We start from the raw sequence: 24,669 nt of genomic DNA, 5'->3' as shown, positions 1-24,669 counted from the left end.
CAAAAACAGGGCTTTTGTCCACGACCGGTGCCTGGCACCAATTAGATGGCACCGATTAGACTGTTTTTAAGGCTGCTTCGATGTTTGTATAGATGATATTGCCTACGACTATGACGTCTGCCCTTGCAGCCATTTCCTTTGCTTGTTCAGGTGTTTCAATTCCCCCACCATAAAATAAAGTCGTGTTTTTGAGTGTTTTTTTCACTGCCGACACGAGCTCAGGGTCACCGTATTCTCCACTATACTCTAAATAAAAGATAGGCAAATGAAACATTTTCTCTGCCATCATCGCATAAGCCACTACATCTTCTTTGGTTAAATATGTTTTTGCATTTGTAAGCTTTGCTACTTTACAATCTTCATTAAGAATACAATAGCCTTGGACAAAAATTTCTTCCCAATTCATTATTTCACCATACTCTTTTACTGCCTCATGATGAAGTCCTGTCATCCATTTTGTTTCTTCACTATTCAGCACTGTCGGGATAAAATAAAAATCAAACCCTGGGGTAATCGAATCAATGGTTGAAACCTCAAGTGCACAAGGAACGGTATATCTTCGAACCCTTGCCATTAAATCGAGGACCTTTTCAAGCGTAATGCCATCTGTCCCGCCAACAATAATCGCATCTGTTCCAGATTCGCAAATTCTCTCTAAATCATTATCAGAAATATATTTATTCGGATCAAGCTTAAACACATGTCGCCACTTGTGAATATCGTACACCATACTTCCCCCATTCTATCATTCATTCCATTCCAATATTATATCACTTGTCATGGTAAGAAAAAACAGATCAAGTGATTGGAGTTACTTTCCTATTAACTGTAGGATGAGCAAATAATGCAAGCTAGTGAGCGAATTAATCCATTTAGTATGTGATGATCTTAACATCCATTATTTGTAAATATGTTAATGTGATGGTAATTTCGGTAGTGATCGTTGGACTTATTCTTTGTTTATCTATACAGAAACGAAACAGTATTCACATTGTAACAGAGAGCTTTTAATCTCTTTTAAGCAAAAAAAGTCACAATCTCCTCGAGATTTGTGACTTTCTTAAATAAAACGGCAAGTTGTTCAGTGCCTAATTATTCAGCTTTTTTCTTTCTTAATTCGTTCTAGCACAATTTCATACGCATCATTTCCATAATTCAAGCTTCGTTTCACACGAGAAATGGTTGCTGTACTCGCACCTGTTTCAGTTTCTATTTTATGATAAGTGTTTCCTTCACGGAGCATACGTGCAACTTCAAGCCGTTGTGCAAGTGACTGAATTTCGTTTACAGTACAAAGGTCATCAAAGAATAAATAGCATTCCTCTAAATCCTTTAAAGCCAAAATAGAATTGAATAATTGATCAAGCTCTTTTCCTCTTAACTTATCAATTTGCATGTTATATTCCCCTTTATAAGAAAAATGATTACTTTACATCAAAAGAAACCGTTTGTTCTAATCCAGGATTAGTAGGAATAACATTTATCCACGTTTTTCCAGGAACAAGCCCGACTTGCTTCCCATTTGAGACAGGAAGAATTTTCCCCTTTATATTCTCCCAGTTCACTTCTTTCCATTGACCCTTTTGCAATAAATAACCTCTGCCACCAGAAGTTAGATCAATGGAACGTCGACCAGCACTATCAATCACTTTATGATCTGTTTCAACCATAAAGATATTATCCAGCAACACTGGCTTACCAGAATCATTATCAGCTGTTAATTCCCCATTTGAATAGCGCTTATACTTTTCAAGCTCTTCATCATATTCATAAATAGAATTAAAGATGCTGTTCGTAAAATAGGTAACCATCGCTGAGTGAGCTTTTTCTCCATTTAAATCTTCTACTTCTTCCTTGCTTAAAAACACAAGTGAAGCAGGAGCTTTCTCCATCTCATAATTTCGCTTCTCCGCTCCCTTTAAAATATTTTCAAAAGAAGTATAGGAGTTATGAGGAGCTTTCCGATCATTTGATCGATAGAAAAGTGTACCATCGTAATTCATTCCATTTAAATTATCGATGTAGCCCTTATCAAGCATAGCTTTCGCATCTGGACTATAGCCATGTGCAATATATACACTATCATATCCTTTTGCCAATTCAATATAATAGTCACGTGCACTTCTAATGGGACCAATTTTCTCAGGCTGCTCACTTTGGAAAATTGCTAAAAAACGGGTGATATCTCCTTCAGCAAGCAATTCATATACAACATCTGCTTGCCCTAATCCTGATTGAGGACGTGCTTGAGGATGATTATTAATCATGACCGCTACAGCTCGACCGCTCGCCTTAACCTCAGTACCAACTCCTGTTAATGGATATTGGAATGGAAGCTCTGCTTCTTCATCTGTTTCAGATATTACATCTTCAATTTCATCATCTTTTTCATCGTTGGCTGTTTTCTCATTCTTGCTGCAGCCCGTTACGAGAAGGAGCAACACGACAGAAGCCGCCATCCATTTTTTTATCATAAGACACCCCTGATTATTCTACCTTCCTTTTATATTTTAACGCATTATCGTTGGAAAGAGAACTGTTTTATTCATTACATCGAACATTCCTTGTTGTGTAATCCTAATATATGGCAAGTGTGTAGAAGAAAAAAATAAGAGAGAATAAATTGGATCAGCAAAAAGATAGCCTCTTTCCCGCAAATACTTCAAAAGCTGTTTCTCTAGCTTAATTAAGGTTTCTACTTTTTCCTGGGACATAACTCCTTTTAATGTAAGTGGGATCTCCTGAACAATTTCCCCATTTTCAGAAACAGTAATTCCCCCGCCTAATTCCTTGATCCGATTAAAAGCCTTCATCATATCTAGCTTATTTTTCCCAATTAAGATAATATCCCCAGTATTAGAAAAAGAGCTTGCCAAGCCATGTAAATGAGTGGCAAAGCCTTTCAAGATAGTGTTAATGCGCCATTTCCCATGTCGATCGATAAGCATGAAGAAGCATTCATCGTGAGAGGTTGATAATTCGGAGCCTGTCACATCTAAGGATATAGAATAAGGCTTCGTGATAACAGCATTCTCCATCTTAATCCCGAAAGGCATCGAAAATTGTAAATCATCCATATTTAAATCCCAGTTAATATTTAACGGTTCAAAACCACTATTGTCCCACATGATCGGTTCATAGGCATCTGTTGAAGCTCCATCTTTTTTAACCCATCTTCCTTTTGCAAGTACAGAAATAGGGGTTGGATTTGTTTCATTTTCCAGGAAATTAATATTTGCAACCCTACCAGTCGCTATATTCCCGTGCAAATGAGCGATATTATAATAGCGCGCAATATTAATCGTGGCCATATTGTAGGCATCCATAACGGGTACACCTTTCTTCATGGCAATTCTAATCATCTCATCATTCATTCCCTTTTCATAAAAAGAAGATGATGAGCCGTCAGTCGTAAAGATAAAATGATCATATTGATCGATGCCTAATTCATGCATTTCATCTAATAATTGAGGCAAATCAGGACGAATCGATGAGTATCGTAACGAAACAATATACCCTTGCAATAAACGATTATATACTTCTTCTCCTGTAATGGCTTCATGATCACAATTAGCCCCAAGCAACATTAGTTTTGCTAAAGTTTTCTCAGATGCTCCTGGAAAATGCCCTTCGATTTGCTTTCTCATCCGTTTCGTCTCTTGCACCCAGTGGAGCATTAAATCATCACCAGCTAATAATTTTGGCCAAGCTGTCAATTCGCCACCTTGTAGAACTGCATCATGCTCCAGCCAATCCTTAATATTACTATGGGAAAAAATTGTTTCTTCATTATGTATTTCTGTTTGTGCGTCAAAACGGCACCACCAATACATGGTTGAAGGGATTGCTCTCATTTCCTTCAAAAAGGAAAACGCTTTCTTTTTATCCAACTGTAAAGCGAGAACCATATTATCATTTATCAATGTTGTCGTACCAAATTGGGATGCATAGCTAGCTAAAGATTGGGGATTATATAATTGAAACGGATGAGCATGGGGCTCAATATAGCCTGGAACGAGCAAAAAGCCTTCACAGTCTATGACTTCGCATTGATTTATGTTATCAGGAAGCTTTTCTCCTACATAAACTATGCGATCATTATAAATCCAAATATTTGCCGTCATCCACTTGCGAAATGCTTGATTTAAGTATCGAGCATTTTTCAATAATTTTGTTGGTGGCAATTTTCCATCTAATACGGAAACATGCTCACGCAAGTGCTTATTTTTCCAACGATAACGCTGTTCCAGCACGAATAATCCCTCCTCCTCATTTGTTTTGGTTTTTTTAAATTTATATGCACTTAATTCTATTGTGTTTGACTGAAATATCCTTGATTTTAGTTCAACGACAAAGTACACGATTTCTTGCGCAGCACAACCAAGTTGATTTTGAATTAAGAAAGAAAAACATAAAGTAGATAAGCGCGGAAGCTAACACGCATCTAATTCGAAAAAGAAAGCCTTTTCACAGTTTTTTTAATCGTATCACATTTCATTATTTAGCGCAGTAAAGAAGGAAAAGTTTAATATAATTTTAATGGAGAGGGTGTAGAATATGAGCTGCAAACCGAATATCGGCATCGTTAATGCATTAATTCGAATTACAATCGGTTTAACCATTTTATCTTGGAGCACGGCAAAGTTTGTAAAAATGCCTTTGCGTGAATCTTATATAATCATGGCAATGTGTGGTGCCATGAAGGTAGGAGAAGGGATTGTTCGTTTCTGTCCGATTACCGCACTGTTTGAAAATGGTGTAAAGATGAAAAAGGATAACGAGGAAGGATTAAATCTTCATGATATTATTCCTCATAATCCAACTTAAGAAAAGTGCAGGCTGAAGCTAGACACTTATCCAATTTTAAAGATAAAAAATAGCCCCCAATTTGGGGGCGAAAGGAGATGAACGAGATGTTTTGGGAATATTTTTCTGATATGTCTTTTGTGTTAATCATCCTTATTGGCGGGATTGTTGCTTTACTTTATGCTTTTTTACGAAAGTCTAGGAAAGGACGCGCTCGATAGCTTTATTCCCAATATCTTTTCGATAAAAAATCCCATCACATTGAATATTTGCTAATTGTGAATATACATTTGCTTTTGCTATTTCTAACGTTGTCGCCTTCGCTGCAGCAAGAAAGACCCTACCACCATTTGTAACATAGTCACCTAAATGATTTTTATCTGTACCAGCATGGAAGATGAAAACATCAGATTGAATTTCATTCAATCCTTGTATGACAGAGCCTGTTTCATATTCATTTGGATAACCGATCGATGCAGCAACAACGCCAATCATTGCCTCTTCATGCCAGACAATTTCAGGAGTCTCCCCCTTCAAAACAGCAAGGATCACTTCTACTAAATCTGACTTCATTCGCGGAAGGACTACTTGTGTTTCTGGATCACCAAAGCGGGCATTAAACTCAATCACTTTTGGACCCGCATCCGTAATGATTAAGCCAGCATACAATATTCCACAGAAGTGTCTTCCTTCTTTAACTAAAGCTTTTGCCGTTGGCTTTACTATTTTCTCTACAGCTTCATGAATGATTTCTTTCCGAATATGCGGAACAGGGGAATAGGCACCCATTCCACCAGTATTCGGTCCCATATCGCCATCAAATGCTCGCTTATGGTCTTGAGCAATCTCAAGCGGGATGACATTTTCTCCATTAACAAATGCCATTAAAGATATTTCTTCTCCTTCTAGAAATTCTTCAATAACAACAGTTGAGGAAGCTTCGCCAAACCTATCATTTAGAAGCATTTCTTGTAAAGCTTTTTCCGCCTCTTCTTTTGTCAGGGCTACGGTAACCCCTTTTCCAGCAGCCAGTCCATCAGCTTTTATAACAATCGGGACACTTTTTTTATCTAAATAAGCCTTCGCTTCCTCATAGTTGGAAAAAACAGCATACTCAGCTGTTGGAATTTCGTATTTCTTCATAAGTTCTTTTGAAAAAGCCTTGCTGCCCTCAATAACAGCCGCAGCTTTTTTCGGACCGAAAACAAGTAAACCAGCTTCTTCAAAACGGTCTGCAAGCCCCTCCAGTAATGGAACTTCTGGTCCAATGATCGCTAACCCTACATCCTTTTCTAATGCAAATTGGATGAGGCGTTCCTGTTCATTTTCTTGAATATCGATAAGTTCTGCTACATCTTCCATCCCTCTGTTGCCTGGAGCAGCAAACACTTGAGAAACGTTTTGGCTTTCACTTATTTTGCGACATATCGCATGCTCTCGTCCGCCTCTGCCAATAACTAATATTTTCATACTTACACCTCCCATACGTACTAATGTTTAAAGTGGCGTACACCTGTAAAGACCATTGCGATTCCATATTCATTCGCCTTTTTAATGGAATCTTCATCCCGGACGGAACCACCTGGTTGTATTATTGCTTTAATCCCTGCTTTTGCCGCAGCTTCGACTGTATCATCCATTGGGAAAAAGGCATCTGACGCAAGCACGGCCCCAACAGCCCGTTTACCAGCTTGTTCAAGTGCAATTTTGGCTGCTCCGACACGATTCATTTGCCCTGCACCGATTCCTAAAGTCATCTCCTCATTTGTAACGACAATGGCATTTGATTTTACATGTTTGACGACTTTCCAACCGAGCTTCAATGCATTCCATTCATCTTCAGTTGGCTTTCGATCAGTCGGAATTGAAACAGTCGCATCCTCTAATGTAAATTGATCATAGCTTTGGACAAGTAATCCACCTTCAATAGAAGTTAACTTCACCTCATTTTGCTTCTGAGCTTCAAAAGGGATCGTTAATAAACGAAGGTTCTTTTTATTTGTCAATATCGCTGTCGCTTCCTCTGAAAAGGATGGTGCAATAATCATTTCAAGAAAAATCTCTTGAAGCTTATGTGCCGTTTCAGCATCAACCTCTCGATTGAAAGCAATAATTCCACCAAATATGGAAACCGGATCGGCAGCAAACGCCTTTGAAAATGCCGCAAATACCGTTTCTCCAGTTCCAACACCACATGGATTCATATGTTTAACCGCTACCGCAGCTGGCTCAGCAAATTCCTTTACAATCTGAAGTGCGGCATCCGCATCATTAATATTATTGTAGGAAAGCTCCTTCCCGTGTAATTGCTTAGCCGAAGCAATTGACGATTTTGAGCCTAATGGCTTTTTATAAAAAGCTGCAGTTTGATGTGGGTTCTCTCCATAACGCAATGACTGCTTTAACTCAAAAGTGACCGTTAGCTTTTCCGGTGTTTTTTCGTTTACAAGTTCAGTCATATACTCGGCAATCATCGCATCATATGAAGCTGTATGACGGAATACTTTAGCAGCAAGCTTACGTTTCGTTTCCTTATCTACTTCACCATTGTCCTTTAATTGGGTAAGCACAATTTCATAATCAACGGGATCGACAACAACTGTTACATATTCATGATTTTTAGCTGAAGCTCTAAGCATGGCAGGTCCACCGATATCAATATTTTCAATCGCATCCTCTACTGATACATCTTGTTTAGCAATCGTTTGCTGAAAAGGATATAGGTTTACACAAACCATTTCAATCGGTTGGATATGATGCTCTTCTAGCTGCTGCTTATGACTCGGCTCATTGAATTTAGCTAGCAATCCTCCATGAATCATTGGATTTAACGTCTTTACACGTCCTTCTAAAATTTCAGGAAAGCCTGTCACCTCACTCACACTAATAACAGGTATCCCTTGCTCTTCCAACGCTCGTTTTGTTCCTCCTGTAGAAACAATTTCAAACCCTTGCTCACTTAGCTGCTGTGCAAATAGAGCTACTCCTGTTTTATCGGAAACACTGATTAATGCCCGTCTTTTCATCTATTCTCCTCCTGATTTAATCGTGACATTGCGACATTATCATGAAATGTAGTCCACTTTATTCGAAAAAAATTTGTCAGTTTCAGCGACTGTGTAAACTTATCTCACTGAATAATTTTTGCAAAACAGATGGATAAAGCTCATGTTCAATATGGTGAATTTTTGCCTGCAAGCTTGCTTTTGTTTCTATTTCGCTAAGCTGAACTGACTGCTGGGCAATAATCGGTCCCGTATCCATTCCCTCATCGACGAAATGGATGGTCACCCCACTCATTTTTACGTTCGCTTCAAGCGCCTGTCCGATTGCATCCTTACCTGGAAAAGCTGGCAATAAGGATGGATGGATATTGACGATTTTACCTTCAAATTGTTGGAGTAGGGTAAAGCCAATTAACCTCATATACCCTGCCAATACAACATAATCTATCTCAAGTTCTATTAATCTTTGTAAGATTTCTTGTTCATAATCTTGCTTTTTCTCATAATCTGTAGCAGAAAAAACAAAAGTCGGAATCTTTTCTTTCTCAGCTCTTTCAATACAATAAGCTTGTGGACGATCACACACTAGTAGCTTAATATTTGCATCAAGCTTGCCTGCTTGTACGGAATCAATAATAGCTTGAAAGTTTGTACCGCTTCCCGAAGCAAATACCGCAATTTTTTTCATGGGCTCCCCCTAAAACATCGGTTTCATCCGATTAATTGGAACAATTTTTAAACTAATCTGCTAGTTTTCGGATATATCAATTCTAATTGGTTAGTTTGGAAGAAATATCGGCGATTCTCCCGATTTATCGGTCTCTTTTTCAATTTATCGGCCTTTTTTGTGATTTTATCGGCCTTTTTCGCAATTTTATCGGCCAATTTCGTGATTTATCGGCCTTTTTTACAATTTTATCGGCCAATTTTGCGATTTATCGGTCTTTCCACCAAAAAACAATTACTTAATTTCAACGCCAATGTTCTCAACTACTACTCCAAGAGGATAGGCTTTTTCACCGACAGCATTAAAATAGGCAATAACGTCATCTTTGATGTCTTTATCGACTGCTAATACCATGCCCGTGCCCATATTGAAAATATTGTACATTTCCTTGCGCTCAAGCTGACCAATTGACTCCATTAATGAAAATACAGCTGGAATTTCCCAGTTGCTTTCTATTAATTCAGCACCTAAGCCAGCCGGAAGCATGCGGGGAATATTTTCAATAAAGCCACCACCTGTAATATGAGCGATTCCCTTAATTTTGAATTTTTCTAGAGCGGACAAAATGGATTTTACATAGATTTTTGTCGGGCGAAGTAGTTCTTCCCCTAATGTACAGCCTAATTCTTCAACATGATCGGTTAGAGCCATATTTGCTTTTTCGAAAAAAATCTTCCTTACGAGCGAATAGCCGTTACTATGAATACCGCTTGATGCTAGGCCAATTAACGCATCTCCTGGCACAATGTTAGCCCCGTTAATGATGTTTGCTTTTTCAACAGCACCTACGGAAAAACCAGCAAGATCATATTCTTCTTCCTTATACATGCCAGGCATCTCTGCTGTTTCTCCGCCTACTAATGCACAGCCCGCTTGTTCACAGCCTTCTGCAATTCCTTTAACAATGGCTTCAATTGTGGCTGGATTTGCTTTTCCACAAGCAATATAGTCTAAAAAGTAAATCGGTTCAGCACCCAGAACGACGATATCATTGACACACATTGCTACAGCATCGATTCCAATCGTGTCGTGCTTATCCATCATGAAGGCGAGCATTAATTTCGTCCCGACTCCATCTGTTCCTGAAACGAGCACAGGTTCCTTCAAATTCAAGACAGACAAATCAAACATGCCGCCGAAACCGCCCAATCCGCCAAGCACCCCAGGACGAATTGTTTTCTGCACATGCTTTTTCATGCGAGATACCGCTTCATAGCCAGCCTCAATATTCACGCCTGCTTGTTTATAAGCATTTGCCATTCCCGTTCCTCCTATTTATTACTGCTTATTCAACATTCTTCTTAATAAGAGCTATATTCTTATAGGCTCTGTTAACTTGGCTGTTGATTTCCGCTCCAATCAACAGGTGCAAAAAATCACCTTTTACAGTTAAAATACGAAGCCTCTTAAATGACCGGAACTTTCTCATCTACCAAAGCTGGATAAATTTCTGTTGGGTATTTTCCGGTAAAGCAGGCTAAGCATTGTCCACAAGAACCATGATCAGATTTTCTCCCGATCGCTTTTACCATCCCTTCAACACTTAAAAAGGTTAAAGAGTCTGCGCCAATGATCTGTCTTATTTCTTCAACCGAATAATTTGCAGCAATCAGTTCTTCCTTTGTAGACGTGTCGATTCCATAGAAGCATGGGTGCTCAATTGGTGGGGAACTAATTAAAACATGCACTTCTGTTGCTCCCGCTTCCTTTAGCATCGAGACAATTCGTTTGCTTGTCGTTCCACGCACAATCGAGTCATCAACCATAATGACTCTTTTTCCTTCCACCACCCCTCGAACTGGAGAAAGCTTCATTTTTACCCCTTGCTCTCTTAACGATTGGGACGGCTTAATAAAGGTTCTCCCGACATAGCGATTTTTGATTAAGCCCATTTCATATGGAATACCTGTCGCTTCTGCGTAACCAATTGCAACCGAAATACTTGAGTCAGGCACACCTGTCACAACATCCCCTAAAACCGGCACTTCAAGTGCTAATTGTTTGCCAAGATTTTTCCGTGCTGTATGAACATTAATCCCATTAATATTACTGTCAGGACGGGAAAAATACACATATTCCATCGTGCACATAGCCAAGTTAGAAGCATGGGCAAACATTTCAGATTGGAGGCCGTTATCATCGATTACTAATAACTCTCCTGGTAAAATATCGCGAATAAATTTTGCCCCCACAATGTCAAACGCACATGTTTCTGAGGCAATCACATAAGCTTCACCAATTTTACCTAAGGAAAGCGGGCGCATGCCATTTGGATCAAGTGCCACCATTAATTCTGTTTCCGTCATTATTAGAAATGCATAAGCACCTTTAATCATTGATAACGCATTTTTCACTCGATCCTTTAACGAGGAAAATCCCCCACGCTTGATTAAATGGGCAAGTACTTCAGTATCTGAGCTTGATTGAAAAATACTGCCTTGACCTTCAAGTTGTGTTTTGAGTGCCGTGGCATTTGTTATATTGCCGTTATGGCATAATGCAAGACTTTCAGTTTGCGAACGGAATAGTAGAGGCTGGACATTTTCATAGCCGCCTCCACCTGCAGTTGAATATCGTACATGCCCAATAGCCGATCTCCCGTGAAGCTCCTCAATTGCTTCAGCTGTAAAAATCTCTGTCACTAATCCTTCGCCTTTTTTTCCCGTAAGCTTTTTCCCATCTGAAACGACGATTCCCGTTCCTTCCTGACCACGATGCTGAAGGCTATGGAGTCCATAGTAAGTAATTTGTGAAGCATCTGGATGGCCCCATACGCCAAAAACACCACATTCTTCATTTAAGCCCTTTATTTCAGCAAGCATGGGATAGCTCCTTTCCAAGCCTTTTCAAGCTCTGCAACGTCTTCAACTAAAACAAGTTCATCTTCTGAAGTAATATGAAGAACAGGCATCTCTGTTACTTCTCCAATTAGCTTTGCAGCTACTAAGCTTTCAAATTCTGCTTGATGCTCCTTTTTAACAGAAAGGAGGAAACGAGACTGTGATTCACTAAATAATGCTGAAACGTTATTACCCGAAATCGAAATTTTTGCGCCAAGATTATTTGAACTAATCAGACTCTCCGCTAGTGCTACCGCTAAACCTCCCTCTGCTACATCATGGGCTGAGGCTATAAGTCCTGCTTGAATAGCCTGTAATACTTGCTTCTGATGCTTTTCTTCTACATGAAGATTTATTTCAGGCGCTTTACCAAAGATTTTTCCGTATGTGAGCTTTTGCAGTTCACTACCACCAAACTCATCCTTTGTCTCTCCTAAAAGATAAATGAAATCCCCATCTGCTTTAAAAGCTTGAGTTGTTACATCCTTCAGATCCTTTACTAAACCGACCATACCGATAATCGGCGTTGGATAAACAGCTTCTCCACTCGTTTCATTATATAAAGAGACATTACCGCCAATAACCGGTGTATTAAGTGCGAGACAAGCTTCACTTATACCGTCTGCCGCTTTTTCAATTTGCCAAAAAATTTCAGGCTTCTCTGGATTTCCAAAGTTTAGCCCGTCTGTAATAGCCAATGGCTCGGCACCAGAGCAAACGATATTTCTCGCTGCTTCCGCAACAGCAATTTTCCCACCCGTTTCCGGATCTAAATATAAATAGCGAGAGTTGCAATCTGTTGTCATAGCCAACCCTTTTTTCGTACCGCGAATTCGAATGACTGCCGCATCAGAGCCTGGTGCAACGACTGTGTTCGTCCGAACCATATAATCATATTGATCGTAAACCCATTCTTTGCTAGCAATGGTCGGCTGCTGCAATAAGTTAAGTAATGTTTCTTTATAATCGTCCACTACAGGGATATCATTCTCCATCGCTTGAAACTCACGGAAGTAGGCTGGCTCTTCTGAAGGCTTATCATAAACAGGCGCTTCTTCTGCAAGTGCATCTGCAGGTACATCAGCAACAATCTCTCCTTTATGGACAAGGCGGAGCATTTTATCATCTGTTACTTTGCCGATTGCTACTGCTTCAAGATCATATTTGGAGAACAGCTCAACAATCTCCTGCTCCCTTCCTTTCTTGACAACGATCAGCATTCTTTCCTGTGATTCAGAAAGCATCATTTCATAAGCAGTCATGCCTGCTTCCCTTTGTGGAACAAGATCAAGATTCATTTCAATTCCTGAGCCTGCTTTACTTGCCATTTCAGCTGAAGAGCTTGTAAGTCCCGCTGCCCCCATATCTTGAATACCGACAAGTGCATCAGACTTTACTAGTTCAAGACAAGCTTCAAGTAGAAGTTTTTCCATGAACGGATCGCCCACTTGAACGGCTGGACGATTTTCCTCTGATTGATCAGTTAGTTCTTCTGAAGCAAATGTTGCTCCATGAATTCCATCCCGACCAGTCTTTGCTCCGACATACATAACGGTATTGCCTATGCCATGTGCCTGACCTTTTTGAATATCCTTATGATCGATTAATCCGACACACATCGCATTCACTAACGGATTCCCTTCATAGCTCGAATCAAATTGAATTTCACCGCCAACAGTTGGGATGCCGATACAGTTTCCATAGCCTGCAATCCCTGCAACGACTTCCTTAAACAGATATTTCGTACGTGCATTGTCCAATTCGCCAAAGCGTAAGGAATTTAGCATTGCTACTGGTCGTGCCCCCATGGAGAACACATCGCGGATAATGCCACCGACACCTGTTGCTGCCCCCTGGTATGGCTCAATCGCTGATGGATGATTATGGCTTTCAATTTTGAAAACGACTGCCTGCTCATCACCAATATCTACAATTCCCGCTCCTTCTCCTGGTCCTTGGAGCACTCTTTCACCTTTTGTCGGAAACTTGCGCAAAACTGGCTTCGAATTTTTATAGCTGCAATGCTCCGACCACATGACGGAAAAGAGACCTGTTTCCGTATAATTCGGTAAGCGACCTAGAATCTTTTCAATCATCGCAAATTCTTCATCCGTTAATCCCATTTCTGTATACACTTTATTTGCTTTAATTTGCTCTGGATTTGGTTCAAGCATTAACGACATTTGCTTCCCTCCACTTTTTCACGATTGATTGAAAAATCTTTAACCCATCCGCTCCACCAAGAAGTTGATCAACTGCTCTCTCAGGATGCGGCATCATGCCAAGTACATTGCCTTTTTCATTCATAATTCCTGCGATGTTTTCTAGACTTCCATTTGGATTGGAGCCGTTATACGTAAAGACAATTTGCTTATTTTCTTTTAATTTTGCGAGTGTTTCCTCATCACAATAATAATTTCCTTCACCATGGGCGATCGGAACCGTAATAACCTCGTCCTTATCAAATGTTGAGGAGAACAACGTTTCATGATTTTCTACTTTTAACTGGACTGGTCGACAAATAAATTTCAAGCTTTCATTCCGTCTCATCGCACCTGGAAGAAGTCCAGCCTCTAGTAAAATTTGAAAACCATTGCAGACGCCCAATACTGGCTTTCCAGCTTCAGCTGCTTTTATAACTTCTTTCATCACATTGCTAAAACGAGCAATCGCACCAGTGCGAAGATAATCACCGTATGAAAAACCTCCTGGAAGCAAAATTCCGTCAAATCCATCTAAGCTTTCCTCGTCATGCCATACATACTCAACTTCAGATCCAAGTTCATCTTTCACAGCATGATACATATCTATGTCACAATTCGACCCTGGAAAAACGATGACCGCAAATCTCACTTTGCAACAGCCTCCTCGATTTCATAACGATAATCTTCAATCACTACATTGGCTAATAAGCGTTCACACATTTCCTTGATAATCTCTTCTACATTACGCTCCGATTTCTCAATCATTAATTCCATATATTTTCCGATGCGAACGTCTGTAACTTCGTTGTAATTTAATGAATGCAGCGAGCTTTTCACAGCTGTACCTTGCGGGTCTAATACACTTTCTCTTAACGTGACGAAAACTTTTACTTTATACATGCGATTTTCCTCCCAATCTAGCAAAAATAGTTTCATAGGCATCTGTTAAACTTCCAAGGTTTCTGCGGAATACATCTTTATCAAGCTTTTCATTTGTATCCATATCCCAAAGGCGACAAGTATCTGGTGAAATCTCATCCGCAAGGACGATTTCTCCTGAGCTGAGCTTACCGAATTCAAGCTTAAAATCAACAAGGCGGATGCCAATTTCAGCGAATAATTCCGAAAGAACATTATTTACTTTTAGTGCTTTTTCCTTTAAAACTTCAATCTCAGCTTTACTAGCTAACTGCAAAATCTCAATATGATCTTCAGTTAAAAGCGGATCTCCTAATTCATCATCTTTATAGTAAAACTCAACTATCGGTCTTAGTAGCGAGATTCCTTCTTCCATCCCTACTCTTTTCGAAAAACTCCCTGCTGAGAGGTTACGAACGACGGTTTCAAGCGGAATAATTTTTACCTTTTTTACAAGCTGTTCTGTTTCCGAGATTCTTTTAATAAAGTGAGATTCAATTTGTCGCTCTTTCAGCTTCTCAAATAGTAAACTCGTAATCTCGTTATTCAAACGGCCTTTTCCAGCGATCATCGCTTTCTTTTCTCCGTTAAAAGCCGTAGCGGAATCCTTATATTCAATCCAAACGACTTCTTGTTTATTTGTCTCATAAACTCGCTTTGCTTTACCTTCGTACATTAATTTTCCTTTTTCCATAGTCTCACTCCTTTTAATTCGGAAGATTGGGAATTTTAAACCAATAAACAGGGGAAAGACTGCTCTTTCCCTTTATAATCCTAATCGTTCAAAAATTGTGTCAACATGCTTGAGATGGTAATGATAATCAAAGCAATCATCTATCTCATCTGTATTTAGCTTTGCTGAAATCGTCTCGTCCTGTTCAACAAGGCTTCGGAAAGGAACTTGCTTTTCCCACGCTTCCATTGCTCGTGGTTGAACAGTATCATATGCTTCCTCGCGAGTTAGCCCCTTATCGATAAGTGCTAATAGAACACGCTGCGAATAAATTAAACCGAGTGTTCGATCCATATTTCGTTTCATATTTTCCGGGAAAACAGTTAAATTTTTTACGATATTTCCGAAGCGATTTAACATATAATTCAATGCTATTGTCGCATCTGGAATGATAATTCGTTCAGCAGAGGAATGAGAAATATCGCGTTCATGCCATAATGCAACATTTTCATATGCCGTCATCATATAGCCACGAATCACTCTTGCCATCCCTGTCATATTTTCTGAGCCAATTGGGTTTCGTTTATGTGGCATTGCTGAGGAACCCTTCTGACCTTTAGAAAAAAACTCTTCCACTTCACGTGTTTCACTCTTTTGCAAGCCACGCACTTCAGTTGCGAATTTCTCAATGGATGTTGCGATTAAAGCAATCGTACCCATATAGTGTGCATGCCGATCCCGCTGCAGTGTCTGTGTGGAGACTGGTGCAGGTTGCAGGCTAAGCTTTTCACACACATATTTTTCGACAAATGGGTCGATATTTGCGTAAGTGCCGACCGCTCCTGAAATCTTTCCAAACTCAACCCCAGCTGCTGCCTCTTTAAAGCGCTCAAGATTACGTTTCATTTCTTCATACCAAAGAGCAAGCTTTAACCCGAACGTAGTTGGTTCTGCATGAACACCATGTGTACGTCCCATCATAACCGTATGTTTATATTCAATCGCTTTATTTTTCAAAATTTCAATAAAGCTTTCGATATCATTAAGGAGAATTTTATTTGCTTGTTTAATTAAGTATGAAAGTGCCGTATCAACGACATCTGTTGAAGTTAAGCCATAATGAACCCATTTACGCTCTTCGCCAAGTGTTTCAGAAACAGCTCTCGTAAAAGCAACAACATCATGCCTTGTTTCCTCTTCAATTTCTTTAATTCGGTCAATGTTAAAAGTAGCATGTTCACGAATTTTTTGAACGTCCTCTTTTGGAATATCACCTAATTCTGCCCAAGCCTCACATGCCAAAATTTCCACTTCAAGCCATGCCTGGAAACGATTTTCCTCTGTCCAAATCGCCCCCATTTCTGGGCGTGTATACCGTTCAATCATGTTTTATCCTCCGATCGTGTAACATAGGGACAGGTCCCTTGTTCCAAATACCGCTATTTTCAATTTCTTCTAAACCAGCTTCTATTGAATCTCGTAACAACGTTACATGACCCATTTTTCGTTTATGTTTTGCATCCTTTTTTCCGTATAAGTGAATGTTCCAATCGACTAGAGAAGGAATTTTTTCTATCAATGCTTCTTGGTGCTCTCCTAATATATTGACCATAACCGCTCGTTTTAATAGATCTGTTTTTCCAAGTGGCCAGTTGCAAATAGCTCTTATATGCTGTTCAAATTGAGAAGTTTCACAAGCTTCAATTGAATAATGGCCTGAATTATGGGGCCGTGGAGCAAGCTCATTAATATATAAATCCTCATCTTCTGTTAAGAACATCTCAACAGCTAAAGTTCCTACTAGGTTTAAGTGATTCGCAAGCTGCTTAGCTGCCTGAATGGCTCTTTCTTGAGCATTATGCGATATTCTCGCTGGAACAATCGTTTGATGAAGGATATTTTCTTGATGAATATTTTCCCCTACCGGAAAAACGACTGATTCCCCGGAAACACTCCGACAAATAATGACGGAGATTTCTTTGAAAAATGGAATCCACTTTTCAAGAACACAAACCCCTTTTTCAAGAAGTTCAGCAGCTTCTGGAACTAATTGCACATCATTGATGACAAATTGCCCTTTCCCATCATAGCCACCTCTTGCAGTCTTAAGAACTGCAGGATATCCAAGTTTATCGATAGTAGCGTAAATATCTTCAATCGTTCGGATTTCGGCATATGGTGCCACGACAGCACCTGCTCTTTGAATGGCAGTTTTTTCAGTTATTCGATCTTGAGTAATTTCAAGTAATGACGTACCTTGTGGCACATAAGCATTTTCACAAAGCCAATTCAATGCCTCGGCATTAATATTTTCAAATTCATATGTGATCACATCACTTACATTGGCCAATTCCTTAATTGCGCTTAAACTGCCATATTCCCCGATAATTTTGTAGTCCGCAACTTGTCCACATGGCGAATCTTCAGTTGGATCCAATACAGCTATTCTAAATCCTTGTGCTTTCGCAGACAGTGCCATCATACGTCCTAACTGACCGCCGCCAATAATTCCAATTGTTTGTCCTGGCAAAATAACACGACTAGACAAGCTCATCACTACTTTCTAACACTTCTTGTTTCGTCTTCTCTCTTTTTTGTTCTAGCCGCTCAGCAATATTCACATCAAATGTGCTTAATATTTGTGCGGCCAACAGTCCAGCATTAACTGCTCCAGCTTTGCCAATGGCAACTGTTGCAACGGGTACACCGCCAGGCATTTGAACGATAGAGAGTAAAGAGTCAAGACCGTTTAAAGCTTTAGATTGGATCGGTACACCAATAACGGGGAGTGTTGTTTTGGCAGCAACCATTCCTGGCAAATGTGCTGCTCCACCGGCACCAGCAATAATTACCTTTATCCCTTTATTTCTAGCTTCATGTGCATATTGAAACATTAGATCTGGAGTGCGATGAGCTGAGATAACAGCTTTCTCATATTGAATTTCAAGTTCATCAAGGAGATGGCACGTATGCTTCATTGTTTCCCAATCGGACTTGCTTCCCATTATTACGCCAACTTGTACCTTCATTCGTAGCCTCCATTTAATAGATATTACTTTAACAATCTGTTCTTTTAGCTTTTGATTCCCGCTCCAGGTTGCTCGCTTTCCGCGGGCGGTCCGGGAGCCTCCTCGGTGCTAACGCACCTGTGGGGTCTCCCTTGTCCCTTCCTCCCGCAGGAGTCTCGCACCTTCCGCTCCAATCAAAACATGCATAAATCAACATTGTCCTTTAACAGAATCCAACAATAAAAGCCCGCACAAAAGCTTTCTTCTTGTTGAGAGAAAGCAATTTGTCCGGGCAATAATAACCATAGGAAAAAAAGAATAATCCTCATAGAATAATTATTCTTCACCGCTCCTGGCATATAGCTTTCCCTCATAGTCCAATAATTTACGGTCATTGGGTAGAAACTTATGGGCCATATTCCCATTATTATACGAGGGGGTAGTTATTTAGTTTTTTAGTATCTAGTCACATCTTAGCAAGGATAATGAACCTCTGTCAACTATAAAAATCGAACATTATAAATATAGTCCATATTTAATGTTCGTGTTTTTCTAATCAATGACTTTCGCTTCAAAAATGATCTGACTGCCGATCGGTTCATACTCCACTGATTGACCTATTTTTATTTCTTTAAAAATGGGCTTTTCCATTCTTCTTATTGGCGTATATCCTGCTTTTTTGATGCGCTCCAGACAATGATCAATTGTTTCATTTTCATGAACCTCAAAAAGCATTTTCTTTTTACTTTTACTCATGAAGACAATTTTCCTTTCTTCACGGATTTTACTAAAAATCCTCCGTAAATTGTTTTTGGTTCATATGCAATAATAAATGCCTTCGGATCGAGCTCTTTTATTTTCGCATAAAGCTTTAACTCATATTTTCTCGGCGTTAGAATTTGCAAGGCCATCCTATCACCTTCTAATCCATTTGCAGCCCAACTCGTTACCCCATAGCCTTCTTCTCTAAGCATTTTGGGTAAGTCCTTATCATATTCTTTCGTTATGACATTAACCGTAATATACCCTAAAGCAAGCTTTTCCTCAATTTTCATTCCGACAATTACACCAATTCCATAACCAACTGCATAAGCAATCAAATTCTGAATCTCATTAAGATTATCGAGTACGAGCCCTAGCCCAATAACATAAATAACAACTTCAATTGTACTAATGAATGCGGCTAAATACCGCCTTCCCTTCAATGTTAAAATCATTCTTATCGTAAAAAAGGATACATAGATAATGTTAATCGTCAAAATAATAATAACCATAATAAAACTATTTTCTAACAATCTCATCTCTCCTTCTTTAAAATAGAGCGAACCTTCAATCAGAGGGGGGCACCCTCATCCCTCACTTAGAAATTTTTATTTCCTAAATATCTTGTAGTGGGGATCTTACAGTCCGTTAATCTGCGATAGAAACGATATTTTCTAACCATCTATAATAAAAATGATAACATAAGTACAACTTCTATTTGGCAGGAGAAAATGAAATGAAGAAGACGACTCATTTTGTTCCAAAAAATTGAGTCGTCTTTTTCGAATATAGAATTGTTTATGACATCATTTTTAACTGATTATGAAGTTGTGAAGCTGCGAATAATGCTGTTTGATCTTGAAGGACATCTCCAGGCTTATTTCCTTCTCCAAGTATATAGCCTCCAAAATTCATTCCAACAAAATCAAAAATATAGTTAAACTGCTGAATCATTGGCAGTCCTTTTATTTGTGGATCATCTCCACCAACTGCAACAACAAATGCTTTTTTTGAAGCCATTTTATTTTTAAAATCTGGATAGTTTGCGTCCCTTAATGTTTGGGACCATCGATCAATAAAGTTTTTCATCGTTCCTGACATGCTGTACCAATAAATAGGCGTAGAAAAGATTATGATGTTATGCGGTAATATACGGTCGATGATCGAGTTATAATCATCATTTCTTTCCTGAAATCCCTCTTGTGAATGACGCATATCTATGATTGGTTGGATCGTATGATCACTTAAGTAAATTTTTTCAGAAGCGATTCCTTTTATTACATGTTCTGTAAGTACCTCTGCATTACCATTTTGACGGGTGCCTCCATATATGACTGCGATTGTCATTCCTTATTTCCTCCCTATCTAACTGTAAATATCCAGGTAACCCCATATTTATCCTTTACAGAACCATGGAGTTTAGAAAAGAATGTTGGTTGAAGCTCCATATGAATTGTTCCACCGTCTTTAAGTACATTCCAAGCATAAGCCGCACGTTCTTCAGAGTGTAGCTCTACACTAATACACACCTTTTCAGCATCCTGTAATTCCCTTTTTCCATCTGATCCCATCAAATAACCTGATTCAGTTAATTTCAATTCCGCATGTAGCACAAGGTCTTTATCATGTTCTTCAACAGGAAATTGAGGATTTGGAGGCATATCCCCATATGTTTGCATAGCTACTATTTCTCCATCAAAAGCTTTTTGATAATAAAGAAAAGCCTCTTTGCATTCTCGGTTAAACATCAAATAAGGTTTAATCATAATCTACAATCTCCTTCATTCATTAATAGTTATAGTGTACCCTCAATGCTTTAATTACAATTGACTTTTAATCAAATATGCAACAGCAGCAGAAATCAATATTATTGTACCTAGTGTAATGAAATTACTTTAATAATTTTCTACGGAAACCCTCTTCATTAATCGCTTTAGCTTATTTTCTGTATCTGTTTCCTCTACTGGTGTATAGATACTGCACCGTAAATCCATATCACCTTGAACCTGAAGAGAAGTTAAATTAAACAACATTTTGCCTGCCTTAGCATGCCTGAATTCAATTATCATTTCTGGAGCCTTACTTACTTGACTTTCTTGCCATAAATCCTGAAATTCTGAATGTGAATGACTCATTTCTTTAATAAATTGGTTATACCATCCATCGCCTAAATAGTGTCCATAATAGGTACGGAAAATGGCAAGAAAACCTTTCGCAAAATGTTCCCAATTGACGGCCAATGCTTTTAATTCTTTTCTAGTGAACACTAAACGAATCAAATTTCTTTGATCATACGGTATTTGTTCAAAATCTAAAAAAACATAAGCAGCTGAAGGATTCCAGCCCACAATATGGCAATGTCGATCCGTAATGATAGTCGGACAATATGTTAGTTCAGCAAGTATTCGTTTTAAAGAAGGACTCAGCTCTGATTGATCTTTTTTTGGATTTGTAATTTCCGGTTTTGCCTCTAATGCTAGGTCATATAAGTAGCCTCTTTCATCATTATTTAATTGCAAAGCTGTAGAAATACAATCAAGTACGATTGAAGAAACTTTTATATCCCTTCCTTGCTCTAGCCATGTATACCAAGTGGTACTTACACCTGCTAATTGTGCAACCTCTTCTCTTCGTAACCCCGGAGTCCTTCTCCGGGTTCCGGCAGGCAAACCAATAGACTCAGGCTTAATTTGGGCACGCTTAGCTTTTAAGAATGTCGACAAAGCTTCAAGTCTAGTTTTATCATTCATTTTTTAAAAACTCCTTATCATATCAATTTAACCTAGTAGTAATTATACCAGGATAAACTATCCCTTGTAATAGGATAAAAAAGAAGTAAAATACTAGTAAATTACTAATTTGGAGGGATGAAAAGTGGAAAGAGTTGTGATTACCGGTATGGGCGTAGTTTCCCCAATAGGAAACAACATCCAAACATTTTGGAACAACTTGATTAACGGGAAATCTGGTATATCCACTATTGATACATTTGATGTTACTAGTCATAAGGCAAAAATTGCAGGTATTGCCAAAGATTTTGATGCGGATGAAGTGTTAGGAAAGAAAGAAGCAAGACGGTTAGATCGTTTTTCTCAATTTGTTTTGGCCGCAGCTGAACAAGCTTGGGAAGATTCTGAGTTAGATCTCGATCGGATAGATGTTGAAAGGTTAGGTGTATACGTAGGTTCAGGTATAGGGGGAATTGAAACCCTGATCGAAAATATTGATGTGCTTAGACAGAAGGGACCAAAAAGAGTCAGTCCAACTCTAGTACCTGCCATGATCTCTAATGCTGCGGCAGCACAAATTAGTATCAAGTGGAACGCGATGGGACCTTCTATGTCACCAGTTTCTGCTTGTGCAATTGGAAATACAGCTATTGGAGAAGCCTTTAGACTAATTCGTTATGGAGAAGTTGACGTTATGTTTGCAGGTGGAACAGAGGCAGCGATAACAGACTTATCAATAGCAAGCTTTGGTAATGCTACAGCATTATCAACTAGAAACGATGATCCCACAAAAGCTAGTCGTCCATTTGATGAAAATCGAGATGGATTTGTCATGTCAGAAGGAGCTGGAATTCTGATCTTAGAATCTTTAACTCATGCTTTACGTAGAAAGGCAAAGATTTATGCAGAAGTCATTGGATATGGGGCAAGTTCTGACGCACACCATATCGTAGCTACACATCCGGAAGGTAAAGGGGCCTATCTTGCAATGAGATCAGCTTTAAAAAATGCCAATATATCGCCTGAAGAAATTGATGTTATTAGTGCTCATGCAACAAGTACAAAGGTGGGGGACATCTCCGAAACGATGGCTATTAAGCGCCTGTTTGGCAAACAAGCTTATCAGATTCCAGTAACAGCTAATAAATCTATGCTCGGTCATATGTTGGGGGCAGCCGGTGGAGTTGAAGCCATTGCTTTAGCAATTAGTTTAAAGGAAGGGATAATTCCTCCAACAATTAACTTAGAAAATCCTGATCCATTATGTGATCTCGATTATGTACCCTCTATTGCTCGCCAAGTGAAAATAAATACTGGTCTATCTAACTCATTTGGTTTCGGGGGTCATAATGCAGCTATAATTTTAAAGAAATACGAGTGAATAAACTTCTTTCGTCAATCTAACTGTTTCTAAAGGAAACGTTAGATTGACTCCCTTTAATGACTAGATTGCGGAATAAAAAAGGCATTCTGACTTATCTTTTAATGTATTGTCATATTGCCTTATAATACTTTATTATTGTAAATAATTTTGAGTCCGATAAATCTCTTGTAAGTTAGGTTCTTATTCAAGATTTCAGAAAACATATGCTAGATGTCACTCAATCGGTACGCTGATGTTTTTTCAAGGTTGCATATTCAAACGTGCTTCTTCAAACCCTCGGAGTTTCTGCTCTCTATTTTATTACCACACGTATTTACGTTCTTGATGTTCTTGCGAACATTTTCAAATAAAAAAGAACAGCTTCATCCAGCTGTTCTCCATTTGCTTAGCGGCGTCCTACTCTCACAGGGGGCGCCCCCAACTACCATCGGCGCTGCCCTCGGCTTTGAATAAGCGGCGGATCTCTGCGTCAGCTGCACTCGTTCCATCCTCATGTGCGTCGCACATTCCTATTTATTTATTGATTATAATTATATTATGCATCAATATCCTCGTCCCGATTTCAGAAAGCATATGCTAGATGTGGCTCAATCGGTACGCTGAAGCTTTTTCAAGGGTGCATATTCAAACGTGCTTCTTCAAACCCTCGGAGTTTCTGCTCTCTATTTTATTACCACACGTATTTACTTTCTTGATGTTCTTACGAACATCAAGAAATGAAAAAAGAACAGCTTATTCAGCTGTTCTCCATTTTGCTTAGCGGCGTCCTACTCTCACAGGGGCGCCCCCAACTACCATCGGCGCTGTCCTCGGCTTTGAATAAGCGGCGGATCTCTGCGTCAGCTGCACTCGTTCCATCCTCATGTGCGTCGCACATTCTGGGTGTCACTCCTTTGCTTCCTTGATCTCCTTGCTTCTTCAAACCCTCGGAGTTTCTGCTCTCTATTTTATTACCACACGTATTTACTTTCTTGATGTTCTTGCGAACATTTTCAAATAAAAAAAGAACAGCTTCATTCAGCTGTTCTCCATTTGCTTAGCGACGTCCTACTCTCACAGGGGCGCCCCCAACTACCATCGGCGCTGCCCTCGGCTTTGAATAAGCGGCGGATCTCTGCGTCAGCTGCATTCGTTCCATCCTCATGTGCGTCGCACATTCCGGGTGTCACTCCTTTGCTTCCTTGACCTCCTTGCTTCTTCAAACCCTCGGGTTTCTACTCTAAATTTTATATCCCACACGTATTTACTTACTTGATGTTCTTACGAACATCTCTAAATAAAAAAGAACAGCTTATTCAGCAGTTCTTCATTTTGCTTAGCGGCGTCCTACTCTCACAGGGGGAGAGCCCCCAACTACCATCGGCGCTGAGAAGCTTAACTTCCGTGTTCGGGATGGGAACGGGTGTGACCTTCTCGCTATCGCCACTAAGCCTACATCATTGAATCATCTTCCTTGCTGGCTTGCGACGAGCTGAGGAGTTACTTCTCCGATTATGCTACGGCGCAGGAGCAAACATTCAATGTGCTATGTATTGCATAATTTATTAATAAACAAATTATGTTGAGGTTTCATTCCCTCAAAACTAGATAATCAGAAGAAGAAATTGAGTAAT

The 24,669-nt window shown here is 39.4% G+C and carries 24 protein-coding genes, 1 rRNA gene and 1 riboswitch; of the genes, 3 read left to right on the top strand and 22 right to left on the bottom strand.

All coding sequences use genetic code 11. From position 1 onward, the window contains the following. Positions 1–55: 55 nt before the first annotated feature. The 4 genes from pcrB to KDN24_RS04790 form a co-directional block, all read right to left on the bottom strand. On the bottom strand, positions 56–727 hold the full coding sequence (pcrB, locus tag KDN24_RS04805; protein WP_409970709.1) for a heptaprenylglyceryl phosphate synthase: 672 nt from the start codon (positions 725–727) through the stop codon (positions 56–58). A 369-nt stretch (positions 728–1,096) separates the two neighbouring features. Beyond that, complete coding sequence (locus KDN24_RS04800) at positions 1,097–1,396, bottom strand: YerC/YecD family TrpR-related protein (protein ID WP_409970708.1); 300 nt, start codon at positions 1,394–1,396, stop codon at positions 1,097–1,099. A 28-nt stretch (positions 1,397–1,424) separates the two neighbouring features. Further along, positions 1,425–2,474: a DUF3048 domain-containing protein gene (locus tag KDN24_RS04795; RefSeq protein ID WP_409970707.1), complete on the bottom strand. Its 1,050-nt coding sequence runs from the start codon at positions 2,472–2,474 to the stop codon at positions 1,425–1,427. 36 nt (positions 2,475–2,510) lie between these two features. Further along, a complete protein-coding gene (locus tag KDN24_RS04790) occupies positions 2,511–4,253 on the bottom strand; it encodes an adenine deaminase C-terminal domain-containing protein (protein ID WP_409970706.1) in 1,743 nt (580 codons plus the stop codon). 304 nt (positions 4,254–4,557) lie between these two features. Here KDN24_RS04790 and KDN24_RS04785 point away from each other — a divergent pair, with 304 nt between their 5' ends. Together KDN24_RS04785 and KDN24_RS04780 are read left to right on the top strand one after the other, a co-directional pair. Next, entirely contained in the window at positions 4,558–4,827 is a 270-nt protein-coding gene (locus KDN24_RS04785; RefSeq protein ID WP_409970705.1) for a YgaP family membrane protein, read from the top strand. 77 nt (positions 4,828–4,904) lie between these two features. Then, positions 4,905–5,027: an EYxxD motif small membrane protein gene (locus tag KDN24_RS04780; RefSeq protein WP_409970704.1), complete on the top strand. Its 123-nt coding sequence runs from the start codon at positions 4,905–4,907 to the stop codon at positions 5,025–5,027. Here KDN24_RS04780 and purD read toward each other — a convergent pair. From purD to KDN24_RS04695, 17 genes are all read right to left on the bottom strand, one after another. Continuing rightward, on the bottom strand, positions 5,005–6,276 hold the full coding sequence (gene purD / locus KDN24_RS04775; RefSeq protein WP_409970703.1) for a phosphoribosylamine--glycine ligase: 1,272 nt from the start codon (positions 6,274–6,276) through the stop codon (positions 5,005–5,007). The genes KDN24_RS04780 and purD overlap by 23 nt on opposite strands. A 20-nt stretch (positions 6,277–6,296) precedes the next feature. After that, positions 6,297–7,832: a bifunctional phosphoribosylaminoimidazolecarboxamide formyltransferase/IMP cyclohydrolase gene (gene purH, locus KDN24_RS04770; protein WP_409970702.1), complete on the bottom strand. Its 1,536-nt coding sequence runs from the start codon at positions 7,830–7,832 to the stop codon at positions 6,297–6,299. A gap of 82 nt (positions 7,833–7,914) precedes the next feature. Beyond that, positions 7,915–8,499: a phosphoribosylglycinamide formyltransferase gene (purN, locus tag KDN24_RS04765; RefSeq protein ID WP_409970701.1), complete on the bottom strand. Its 585-nt coding sequence runs from the start codon at positions 8,497–8,499 to the stop codon at positions 7,915–7,917. A 273-nt stretch (positions 8,500–8,772) separates the two neighbouring features. Further along, positions 8,773–9,798: a phosphoribosylformylglycinamidine cyclo-ligase gene (gene purM, locus KDN24_RS04760; protein WP_409970700.1), complete on the bottom strand. Its 1,026-nt coding sequence runs from the start codon at positions 9,796–9,798 to the stop codon at positions 8,773–8,775. 146 nt (positions 9,799–9,944) lie between these two features. After that, positions 9,945–11,360, bottom strand: a complete 1,416-nt coding sequence (gene purF, locus KDN24_RS04755; RefSeq protein WP_409970699.1) for an amidophosphoribosyltransferase — start codon at positions 11,358–11,360, stop codon at positions 9,945–9,947. After that, positions 11,345–13,561 carry a phosphoribosylformylglycinamidine synthase subunit PurL gene (purL, locus tag KDN24_RS04750; RefSeq protein WP_409970698.1) on the bottom strand — a complete coding sequence of 739 codons (2,217 nt, stop codon included), beginning with the start codon at positions 13,559–13,561 and terminating at the stop codon, positions 11,345–11,347. The genes purF and purL overlap by 16 nt, the downstream gene beginning before the upstream one ends. After that, entirely contained in the window at positions 13,545–14,231 is a 687-nt protein-coding gene (gene purQ / locus KDN24_RS04745; protein ID WP_409970697.1) for a phosphoribosylformylglycinamidine synthase subunit PurQ, read from the bottom strand. The genes purL and purQ overlap by 17 nt, the downstream gene beginning before the upstream one ends. Next, positions 14,228–14,482 (bottom strand): phosphoribosylformylglycinamidine synthase subunit PurS, encoded by a 255-nt coding sequence (gene purS, locus KDN24_RS04740; RefSeq protein WP_409970696.1) that lies wholly within the window; start codon positions 14,480–14,482, stop codon positions 14,228–14,230. Before purS ends, purQ begins: the two co-directional genes overlap by 4 nt. Beyond that, positions 14,475–15,194, bottom strand: a complete 720-nt coding sequence (purC, locus tag KDN24_RS04735; protein ID WP_409970695.1) for a phosphoribosylaminoimidazolesuccinocarboxamide synthase — start codon at positions 15,192–15,194, stop codon at positions 14,475–14,477. The genes purS and purC overlap by 8 nt, the downstream gene beginning before the upstream one ends. A gap of 72 nt (positions 15,195–15,266) precedes the next feature. After that, on the bottom strand, positions 15,267–16,559 hold the full coding sequence (gene purB / locus KDN24_RS04730) for an adenylosuccinate lyase (RefSeq protein ID WP_409970694.1): 1,293 nt from the start codon (positions 16,557–16,559) through the stop codon (positions 15,267–15,269). Beyond that, entirely contained in the window at positions 16,552–17,727 is a 1,176-nt protein-coding gene (gene purK, locus KDN24_RS04725) for a 5-(carboxyamino)imidazole ribonucleotide synthase (RefSeq protein ID WP_409970693.1), read from the bottom strand. The genes purB and purK overlap by 8 nt, the downstream gene beginning before the upstream one ends. Beyond that, positions 17,714–18,202 (bottom strand): 5-(carboxyamino)imidazole ribonucleotide mutase, encoded by a 489-nt coding sequence (gene purE / locus KDN24_RS04720; protein WP_409970725.1) that lies wholly within the window; start codon positions 18,200–18,202, stop codon positions 17,714–17,716. Before purE ends, purK begins: the two co-directional genes overlap by 14 nt. Positions 18,203–18,534: 332 nt before the next feature. Beyond that, positions 18,535–18,636, bottom strand: a riboswitch (purine riboswitch). Positions 18,637–18,733: 97 nt separating this feature from the next. Further along, complete coding sequence (locus tag KDN24_RS04715) at positions 18,734–18,937, bottom strand: NETI motif-containing protein (RefSeq protein ID WP_409970692.1); 204 nt, start codon at positions 18,935–18,937, stop codon at positions 18,734–18,736. Further along, positions 18,934–19,482: a DUF2179 domain-containing protein gene (locus KDN24_RS04710; protein ID WP_409970691.1), complete on the bottom strand. Its 549-nt coding sequence runs from the start codon at positions 19,480–19,482 to the stop codon at positions 18,934–18,936. The genes KDN24_RS04715 and KDN24_RS04710 overlap by 4 nt, the downstream gene beginning before the upstream one ends. 259 nt (positions 19,483–19,741) lie before the next feature. After that, the gene (locus KDN24_RS04705; RefSeq protein ID WP_409970690.1) at positions 19,742–20,290 is read right to left on the bottom strand and encodes a flavodoxin family protein; all 549 of its coding nucleotides are present in this window, start codon (positions 20,288–20,290) and stop codon (positions 19,742–19,744) included. 14 nt (positions 20,291–20,304) lie between these two features. Continuing rightward, positions 20,305–20,709, bottom strand: coding sequence for a VOC family protein (locus KDN24_RS04700; RefSeq protein ID WP_409970689.1), 405 nt, complete (start codon positions 20,707–20,709; stop codon positions 20,305–20,307). A gap of 129 nt (positions 20,710–20,838) precedes the next feature. Further along, a complete protein-coding gene (locus KDN24_RS04695; RefSeq protein WP_409970688.1) occupies positions 20,839–21,693 on the bottom strand; it encodes a helix-turn-helix transcriptional regulator in 855 nt (284 codons plus the stop codon). A gap of 124 nt (positions 21,694–21,817) precedes the next feature. On the opposite strand from KDN24_RS04695, the gene fabF reads away from it, so the two are divergent. Then, complete coding sequence (gene fabF, locus KDN24_RS04690; RefSeq protein ID WP_409970687.1) at positions 21,818–23,053, top strand: beta-ketoacyl-ACP synthase II; 1,236 nt, start codon at positions 21,818–21,820, stop codon at positions 23,051–23,053. A 1,316-nt stretch (positions 23,054–24,369) separates the two neighbouring features. Here the strand turns inward: fabF and rrf are convergent. Further along, a 5S ribosomal RNA gene (gene rrf / locus KDN24_RS04685) occupies positions 24,370–24,486 on the bottom strand. Between the last annotated feature and the right edge of the window lie 183 nt (positions 24,487–24,669).

Source organism: Cytobacillus sp. Bva_UNVM-123 (assembly GCF_046351715.2).
In the GTDB taxonomy this organism is placed as follows: domain Bacteria; phylum Bacillota; class Bacilli; order Bacillales; family Cytobacillaceae; genus Cytobacillus.
This window is presented reverse-complemented; position numbering and strand designations above follow the sequence as displayed.